At 70.7% G+C, this 8,204-nt stretch carries 7 protein-coding genes and 2 pseudogenes; 1 reads left to right on the top strand and 8 read right to left on the bottom strand.

Annotated features, from left to right (window positions below; translation table 11 throughout):
* Positions 1 to 111: 111 nt before the first annotated feature.
* From AB0I73_RS12275 to AB0I73_RS12265, 3 genes and pseudogenes are all read right to left on the bottom strand, one after another.
* The gene (locus AB0I73_RS12275) at positions 112 to 564 is read right to left on the bottom strand and encodes a phospholipase (RefSeq protein WP_363036400.1); all 453 of its coding nucleotides are present in this window, start codon (positions 562 to 564) and stop codon (positions 112 to 114) included.
* A gap of 443 nt (positions 565 to 1,007) precedes the next feature.
* A pseudogene (gene yicI / locus AB0I73_RS12270) lies at positions 1,008 to 3,082 on the bottom strand (alpha-xylosidase); the annotation flags it as partial.
* Positions 3,083 to 3,432: 350 nt separating this feature from the next.
* Positions 3,433 to 4,095, bottom strand: coding sequence for a CBS domain-containing protein (locus tag AB0I73_RS12265; RefSeq protein ID WP_363036398.1), 663 nt, complete (start codon positions 4,093 to 4,095; stop codon positions 3,433 to 3,435).
* Positions 4,096 to 4,316: 221 nt separating this feature from the next.
* Between AB0I73_RS12265 and AB0I73_RS12260 the strand changes: the two genes are divergently transcribed.
* The gene (locus AB0I73_RS12260) at positions 4,317 to 4,517 is read left to right on the top strand and encodes a type II toxin-antitoxin system VapB family antitoxin (RefSeq protein ID WP_202276968.1); all 201 of its coding nucleotides are present in this window, start codon (positions 4,317 to 4,319) and stop codon (positions 4,515 to 4,517) included.
* Between the two features lie 10 nt (positions 4,518 to 4,527).
* Here the strand turns inward: AB0I73_RS12260 and AB0I73_RS12255 are convergent, their stop codons facing one another.
* The 5 genes and pseudogenes from AB0I73_RS12255 to AB0I73_RS12235 form a co-directional block, all read right to left on the bottom strand.
* A complete protein-coding gene (locus tag AB0I73_RS12255) occupies positions 4,528 to 5,319 on the bottom strand; it encodes a DUF2071 domain-containing protein (RefSeq protein ID WP_363036396.1) in 792 nt (263 codons plus the stop codon).
* Between the two features lie 86 nt (positions 5,320 to 5,405).
* Positions 5,406 to 6,515 (bottom strand): aliphatic sulfonate ABC transporter substrate-binding protein, encoded by a 1,110-nt coding sequence (locus tag AB0I73_RS12250; RefSeq protein WP_363036394.1) that lies wholly within the window; start codon positions 6,513 to 6,515, stop codon positions 5,406 to 5,408.
* A 412-nt stretch (positions 6,516 to 6,927) separates the two neighbouring features.
* Positions 6,928 to 7,386, bottom strand: coding sequence for an Rrf2 family transcriptional regulator (locus AB0I73_RS12245; protein WP_363036392.1), 459 nt, complete (start codon positions 7,384 to 7,386; stop codon positions 6,928 to 6,930).
* Positions 7,387 to 7,461: 75 nt separating this feature from the next.
* Positions 7,462 to 7,746: a SpoIIE family protein phosphatase gene (locus AB0I73_RS12240; protein ID WP_363036412.1), complete on the bottom strand. Its 285-nt coding sequence runs from the start codon at positions 7,744 to 7,746 to the stop codon at positions 7,462 to 7,464.
* An 18-nt stretch (positions 7,747 to 7,764) separates the two neighbouring features.
* Positions 7,765 to 8,179, bottom strand: a pseudogene (locus AB0I73_RS12235) (IclR family transcriptional regulator); the annotation flags it as partial.
* Positions 8,180 to 8,204 lie beyond the last annotated feature (25 nt).

Genomic DNA, 8,204 nt, shown 5'->3' with positions numbered 1-8,204 from the left:
CGGCCGCCGCCCCCCCCCCCCCCGCGGCCCCCCCCCCCGCGGCCGCCGTCGCCGGCCGCGTCCTGCTGCCCGCGTGGGGACGGATCGTCGCCGGTCGAGCTGCCGGAGTTGTCAGCCGAAGGCCCTGACCGCCTGGTAGTAGGTCCACGCAGTGCTGTTGCAAGCGGTCTTCGTGCCGCCGCTGTAGCCGGCGCAGACCCGCTTGAGGTCTTCGTAGAAGGCGCTGTCGAGGCGTGCCTTGTTGGCGTCGAAGGAACCGGCCGCCTTGTAGTTGCGGTAACCGAAGTCGTGGCGCGCGCAGGAGGTGGCGAAGGGGAAGCCGAACGGGTTGTCGGGGGAGGTGGAGCAGTAATCGGTGCTCCAGTCGAACTGGTAGGCGGACCAGGCGGCTTGGTTGGAGCGCGCCGCGACCCACTGGTTGTAGCTCGAGGCACTGGTCTGGGTCCAGTTCGAGAGGACCTGGGCCTTGTCGGCGGGAACGGCGTCGGCGGCTGTGGCGGTGCCCAGTACGCTGACGGCGGCAAGGGCCGAGGTGGCCAGTGCGGTGGCGAGTCTACGGTGCATCCCGAACCTCCATGAGACTGCGACCCGGCCATCGGATCGCAGGTTCATGACAAGAGATGCCCATGCTGCCGACGTTCTCACACCATGTTCGACTTGACGAGACGTCAACCTCAGTCCTCGTCAGGCATCATGAGCGCGCATCACGGACGAACGGCGCATCCGGAACCGACTCCGCCGTGTCGGCCGGGCCGGGGAGTGGCCGTCGCCGAGGCACCCGGCAGTCGGTGAACCGATTCCCGACGTCAACCGCGGGGCCTGCGGCCGTCCTCACCGCCGGCCGGGCCGCACTTGCCCCGTTGCCGCGTCCCCGCGCCCCGAACCCACCGGCCGGTGGGTTCGGAGTACGGGGCGGGGGAGCGGGGCGGCCCTCCGCCCTTTGGCTCAACTGGCTCTGTATGAAGGCACGTTGATGTGCGAAACTCGGTGATCGTCAGCGATTCCGTCGGGTGGACGAGGAGGACCGGCGCGTCCAGCCAGTCGCCGTCCGGCCGCGAGTCGTCGCCGGCCAGGGGCAGGACGGAGCCCTCGCGGACGTGCAGCGGGAGGCTGTCGTAGCCGTGCCGTTCGGTGCGCCAGCCCGGACCGGTGACCTTCTCGCCGCTCAGGAGGTGGGTCCAGGTGCCCTCCGGCAGGTAGACCTCGACCTCGCCGTCCGGGCTGAACACGGGCGCCACCAGGAGGTCGGGACCCAGCATGTACTGGCGGTCGAGCGGACGGCACGTCGGGTCGCCGGGGAACTCCAGCACCATCGGCCGCATCATCGGCACGCCGGTGGCGTGCGTCTCGACGGCCGCGCCGTACAGGTACGGCATCAGGCGGTGCTTGAGCAGGGTGAACCGCCGGGCGACGCCGACCGCCTCGTCACCGAACTCCCACGGCACCCGGTACGACGAGGAGCCGTGCAGCCGGCTGTGCGAGGAGAGCAGGCCGAAGGCGAGCCAGCGCTTGAACACTTCGGGGTCGGGCGTGCCCTCGAAGCCGCCGATGTCGTGGCTCCAGAAGCCGAACCCGCTCAGCGACAGCGACAGACCGCCCCGCAGCGACTCGGCCATGGCCTCGAAGGACGACCAGCAGTCGCCGCCCCAGTGCACGGGACACTGCTGTCCGCCGGCCGTCGCGGACCGGGCGAACAGCACGGCCTCACCCTGCCCGCGCTCCTTCTCGAGGAGCTCGAACACCGTGCGGTTGTACAGCTGCGTGTAGTAGTTGTGCATCCGCTCGGGGTCCGAGCCGTCGTGCCAGACCACGTCGGTGGGGACGCGCTCGCCGAAGTCCGTCTTGAAGCAGTCCACCCCTGGTCGAGCAGGGCCTTGAGCTTCGACTGTAACCAGGCGCGCGCCTCGGGGCCGGTGAAGTCGACCAGGCCCATGCCGGCCTGCCACAGGTCCCACTGCCACACGTCGCCGCCGGGCCTGCACACCAGGTGCCCGAGGGCGGCGGCCTCGTCGAAGAGCGGGGACTTCTGGGCGATGTACGGGTTGATCCAGGCGCTGATGCGCAGGCCCTTCTCCTTGAGCCGGGCCAGCATGCCGTCCGGGTCGGGGAAGACCTCGGGGTCCCACCGGAAGTCGCACCACTGGTACTCGCGCATCCAGAAGCAGTCGAAGTGGAAGACGGACAGCGGGATGCCGCGCTCGGCCATGCCGTCCACGAACGACGTGACGGTCCGCTCGTCGTAGGACGTGGTGAACGAGGTGCTGAGCCACAGGCCGAACGACCAGGCCGGGGGCAGGGCGGGGCGGCCGGTGAGGGCCGTGTAGCGGCTGAGTACGTCCTTCGGAGTGGGACCGGCGACGACGTGGTACTCCAGCGACTGGTCCTCGACGCTGAACTGCACCTGGCCCACGGACTCCGAGCCGATCTCGTAGGAGACCGCCCCGGGGTGGTTGACGAAGACGCCGTAGCCGCGGGAGGAGAGGTAGAACGGGATGTTCTTGTAGGACTGCTCGCTGCTCGTGCCGCCGTCGGCCTGCCAGACGTCGACGGTCTGACCGTTCTTGACGAACGGGGTGAAGCGCTCACCGAGGCCGTAGATCTGTTCCCCGACGCCGAGCGCCAGCCGGGTCAGCATGTGGTGGGCTCCGTCGTCGGTGGTGGCGAAGGCGGTGCCCTTGGCGTCCGCGCGGGTCAGCTCGCGTCCGTCCGCGTCGTGGAAGCCGAGCGAGAAGGGGCCGGACCCGTCGAGGCGGAGGGTCAGTGGGCCGCTGGTCAGCTCGGTGACCGGACCGTCCGTGCGCACGGTCCCGGCGCCGTCCGGATCACCGGTGAGGGCGAAGTCGGGGCCGGGGCGCCGCTTGCCCGCGTGGTGGGTGACGCGGACACCGATGACGCCCTCGGCGGGGGAGAAGCATTCGACCGTGACGAGGGGAGCGTTGAGGGTGTCGCCTCGATGCCTCACTCTCTTGACGGCGGCATGGCTGGTGAAGCGCTTCGACTCCGTGCGCACATCGCGCAACTCGGTGGCGTACGAGATCTGGACGCCCTCGCGGATGCGCCAGAAGCCGTCGGTGAACTTCATGATCTTCCTCGGAGGGGGAGGGGCGATGGCGAGAAGAAGGCCGTACCTGGCCAGGAACTATGACAGGTCCGGGAGGCCCTGTCACGCCCTGGAGCGAGGAGATCCCGCCGCCGGGGGCCGATGCGACCGGTCCCCGCCGACGTGTTGGTGATCAGGCCGGACACATTGCACCCGACCGCAGTGCAGGGTGAAGCGAGAGCGGCACGCGGCATAAGGATCGACTGTCAATCGAAGCGCTTCACCACCTCCGGGGAGCCGTCGTCCGGTGAAGCACCGGAGGGATGGCGGGCGACGCGCAGCGGGGCCCTCCCGCCCGGCGGCGGCCCCGGTCCGGGACCCGCGGCGCGCGGTCAGCCCGTCGGCGCCGGGCCGTCGGTCCCGGAGTCGGGCACCGCACGGAACTCCACGTCGACGACGCCGTCGACGTTGCGGCACAGTTCCTCGAGTTCCTGAGCCGTCGCCGGTGAGGACAACTGCCCGCTGAGCCTGACATGGCCGTGCGTCACCGTCACCTCCACTGCGGAGGGCGCCTCGCCGAGCGCCCTGACCAGCACGTCCTCGACGATCTCCGTGCGGATCGCCCGGTCCGCGCGCACGAAGACGCGGAGCAGGTCGCTCCTGCTCACCACGCCCCTCAGCCGCCCGGCCCCGTCGATCACCAGCAGCCGCTTGATGCCGTGCCGGGCCATCACCCGGGCGGCGTCCACCACGCTCCAGTCCTCGGCGGCACAGAGCGGGGGCGACGTCATCAGCCCGGCGGCGTCGGTGGCCCAGGCCTTCTCCAGCCGGGGCGCCACTCCCGGCCCACCGGCATCGCCCTCCTGACGCCCCCACATCTTGTGCAGCAGGTCCGCCTCGGACACCACGCCCACCGGACGGTCCTCGGTGTCGACCACGGGGACGGCGGTGATGTCGTACTCGAGCAGCAGGTGCGCGATCTCCTTGAACGGTGTCCCGCCCTGGATCCGGACGACGGCGTCGCTCATCACGTCGCGCACCTTCTGGTGGCTCATCGTGGTGCTTCCTCTCTGCTCCTGGCACACGTCCGACGGACGGACGACCACCGTGCGCACGCGGCCGCCACTGCCATCATCGCCGGTCGGAGGGGTCGAACGAGAACAGGAGGAGTACGTTCCGGCCCGTTCGCGCGGGCTGGGCCGAAAGGGCGGGTGGCCCGCCTTGTAGGGTTCGGCGATCCGGTCCACGCAGTGCCCGACACCGTCAGGAGAGCGCCATGGCCAAGGTCACCGTCACACTCGATGCCGAACTGGTCGTGGAAGTCATGGTCCTGGCCGGAGTCGGGTCGCCGCAGGACGCCGTCGAGCTCGTGGTGCGGGACTACATCGCCCGCGGCCACCGTACGGAGACACGCACCGAACTCACCGACCGGAATCTGCGCGAAGTGGACACCAAGCCGCAGGAGCCGCAGGGCTGATCCCGGGGCGTCAAGGGGTGCGGACGCCCGCAGGGCGGGCAGGTCGGCCGAAGCGGGCGGGAACGCCCGGCGAGTAGAGGACGCTCACGGGGTCTTTCGCGGGCTTCGGCAGTCCCGCCGCCGCCAGCAGGTCCTCCGCGCAGTCGAGTACCTCGGCGCGGTGCAGGGACCAGCGCGGGTGGGTGTTGGGCAGGTACATCGACCGGCCGAAGAAGGAGCCGTGCATGCCCCAGCGGGCGGTCAGGAAGTGTTCCAGCCCGGTGGGCTCCCCGATCCGCTCGCCCACCCGCACGGTGATGCGGCTGTGGGCGCCGCGGGGGCCGGGCCACCGCCGGGAGCTGGTGTACGTGACGGTGTCGCCGCTGTGCCGGACGGCCATCCGGGACCAGAGATAGGGCATCCGGAAGCCGATCCGGCCGATCATCACGGGCAGCAGCCGGGAGGCGTCCAGGGAGAGGAACACCACGCCGCGGCGTCCGTGCGCGTCCACCGAGTAGAGGCGGACGTTGGTCTCGGGGAAGGAACCGAGGTAGGGGAGCCCCGGGAGACGCAGCCAGCCGGCCCGGTGCATCCGGAAGGCGACGAGTCCGACGTAGGTGACCCCGTCCAGTGTGTCGGGCACCGTTCCGGCCGGCAGCAGAGGAGCCACGTCGGCCGGGTCCGCGGCCCAGTGCAGAAAGGTCAGGTCGAGCCAGGACTGGGTGAGCAGCGGGCGCGCGATGGTCGCCGGCGCCTCGGCCGTGAGAGGTTCCGGGGGCCTCGGAGGTGTCGGACGCGGTTGTGACCGCGGAGCGGGCGGCATCGCACCAGTGTCCCAGAGGAGCGGCGTGGGAGCGGCGGCCGCGACTGGGACCGCCGCTCCCGGAACTCACCCGGAGTGGGCCGAGGTCACCGCTCGACGCCGAGACCCGCGTCGTCCACCTCGTCCTTGCCCTCGGCCTTGAGCACCTTGTTCAGCGGTGCGAGGTCGTAGATGCCGTCCAGGGCGGGCTGATCCAGCAGGCCGGCCTTCACCGCGTGCTTCGCCTGCGAGTCGAGGGTGGCGGCCAGCGGGTCGTCCAGGAAGGTGATGGACTCCCAGGCCGGGTCGAGGACGTCCTTGGGCAGGGCCTTGCCGGACAGTTCCTCGAGGGCCTTGTTCGCGGACTCCTTGGCCTTGTCGGGGTCGGCCCTGATCCAGTCGTTGGTCTTCACCGAGCCGCGCAGTACGGCCTCGACGACGTCCGGGTGCTCCTCGAGGAACTTCTGCGACACGATGATGTTCGTGATCACGAACTTCTTGTCGGGCCACAGGTCGGCTTCGTCCAGCAGCACCTCGGCGCCCTCCGCGACCAGCTTGGACGCGGTCGGCTCCGGAACCCAGGCGCCGTCGATCGAGCCGGACGTGAAGGCATCGGGTGCCACCTTGTTGTCGGTGCGGACGACGGAGACGTCGCCCTTGCCGCTCTGCGCGTCGACCTTCCAGCCCTTCTCCGCGATCCAGTTGAGGAACGCGACGTCCTGGGTGTTGCCGAGCTGCGGGGTCGCGATCCTCTTGCCCTGGAGGTCGTCCTCGGACTTGATCCTGTCCGGGTTCACCACCAGCTTCACGCCGCCGGAGGCGGAACCGCCGATGATGCGCAGGTTCTTGCCCCGGGACTTGGTGAATCCGTTGATGGAGGGGGAGGGACCGATCCAGCCGATGTCGATGGAACCGGCGTTCAGCGCCTCGATCTCGGACGGCCCGGCGTTGAAGGTCGCGGACTTGATCCGGGTGCCGCCGAGCTCCTTCTGCAGCAGGCCCTCCTCGATGCCCACCAGCGCGTTGGCATGGGTGAGGTTCGGGAAGTAGCCGAGCCTCACCTCGTCGACGGACAGCTTCTCGGCGTCCGCCGCGACCTTGGAATGATTGCCGTCGTCGGTGGACTCGGAGCCGTAGCCGCACGCGGTGAGCAGGAGGGGCAGCGTCGCGGTGACGGCGATGGCGCGCAGGAGAGCGAGAGGCCTTGCGGCAGACACGGAGGTGTCCTTTCGGGGTGGGCGGCGCGGAGAAGGTCGATACGCCGACATAGCCATGCGGAGATATGGCGATGCAGCGATGCAGAGATATGGCCGGGAGGCCGGGGGAGGGGGCCGCGTCGTCCTGGGCGTGCCGGAAAGCGGACTACTTGGAGACGGGCGGCCGGGACGCGGAACGGCGACAGATGGCACTCGACGCGCGGCCGAAGTCGATGTGACGGCGCGAGGTCAGACGGGGCAGCAAGCGGGCCGTGCGGTCCAGTGCACGCATGACCGGCCCCCGATCCCTGATTTTCCTACCCGATTGCTAGGGATCGTGGCAGACCGGGTCCCTCCCTCCAAGAGGGTTTCCGTATTCTGGCCGAGCTCATCTCATGATCTGAGATGTGGAATCCGGGGCCGGTCCGCTTGCTCAGGGGTTGGCCCAGGCGTCCGGAGCATCGGTCAACGCGGCGACCTCGGCGGGGAGTTCGGCCGCGGCGACATCGGCCAGCGACACACCTTCCAGGATCTCGCGCACATGGGACCGCAGTGCGATCCACAGCGGGAGCAGCGACTGCGCGGGGCCGGAGTAGGACAGGTCCGGCGGGCGGACCCCGCGCACCGAGACCAGCGGCCCGTCCACGACGCGGATGACGTCGGCGATGCTGATGGTGTCGGCGGGCCGGGCCAGTCGGTACCCGCCGTTGCCGCCGCGTCGGCTGAGGACGAGACCGCCCCGACGCATGTCGTTCAGGATGCCTTCGAGGAACTTGTGCGGAATGTCCTGGGCGTCGGCGATGGCCTCGGCCTTGAGGGGGGCATCGTCCCGTGCCGCGGCGAGCTGCAGCGCGGCCCGTACCGCATAGTCCGCCCTGGCTGAGATCCGCATGCCCGTAGTATCCCGCACGCTCCGGCCGGTGTCCGGTGCGGGTCCGCGGCCGACCTGCCGGGCACCCGGCATCGGTCAGGCGGCGTTCCTCCGGTCGACGGATCCGGTGCCGAGGAACGACGCCGGGCCCGCTGTCGCTGCCGGCGCCGGGGCGGCGGACCCGGGGGTGGCGGGTTCGCGGAGCAGGAGGAGCGCGGCGTCCTCGTGCAACCGGCCGCCCGCGTGCGACAGCAGTTCCTCGTGCAGCGCGGCGACCGGGCGGGCCGGATCGTTGTACAGGTGCCGGGCCAGGCTTTCGGCGAGGGGGCAGAACGCACGGTCGGCGTCGCGGGCCTCGGTGACACCGTCGGTGTGGGGCAGCTCCGGCGCGGTGGCGAAGGTGCGGGGCGTGAGGTCGTTGACGAGTGCCGGGACAGGTACTCCCGGCGGGCCGCTTCATCCGGCTCCCGCAGGGCGGACTTGCCCGGCGCGGTGGCGTGACCGGCGTCCTCGAAGCCGACCCGGAGGTCCACCCGGGGTGCCCCGGGAACCGTCGGCGATCTCGGCGACGCGGATCTCGCCGTCCTCGGAGAAGGTGAGGCAGGCGGAGGCCGAGAGCTCGTCCCACAGGGCGGTCGGCATCGGCCGCACCCGGCCCAGCAGGGCCTGCACGCGGCCCGCGGTGCGCAGCGTGTGCAGCCGCTCGCCGAGGACGAACCCGCCCGTCCGGTTCGCGCAGGTGTCCGTCGTGGACCAGGGTGCGCAGCAGGTGGCGGGCGGTGGGCAGCGGCAGCCCCGTCGTGCGCCCGACACGTATCCCGGGCAAGGCAGAACAGGGC

Source organism: Streptomyces sp. NPDC050388 (genome assembly GCF_040655635.1).
Lineage (GTDB): Bacteria > Actinomycetota > Actinomycetes > Streptomycetales > Streptomycetaceae > Streptomyces.
This window is presented reverse-complemented; position numbering and strand designations above follow the sequence as displayed.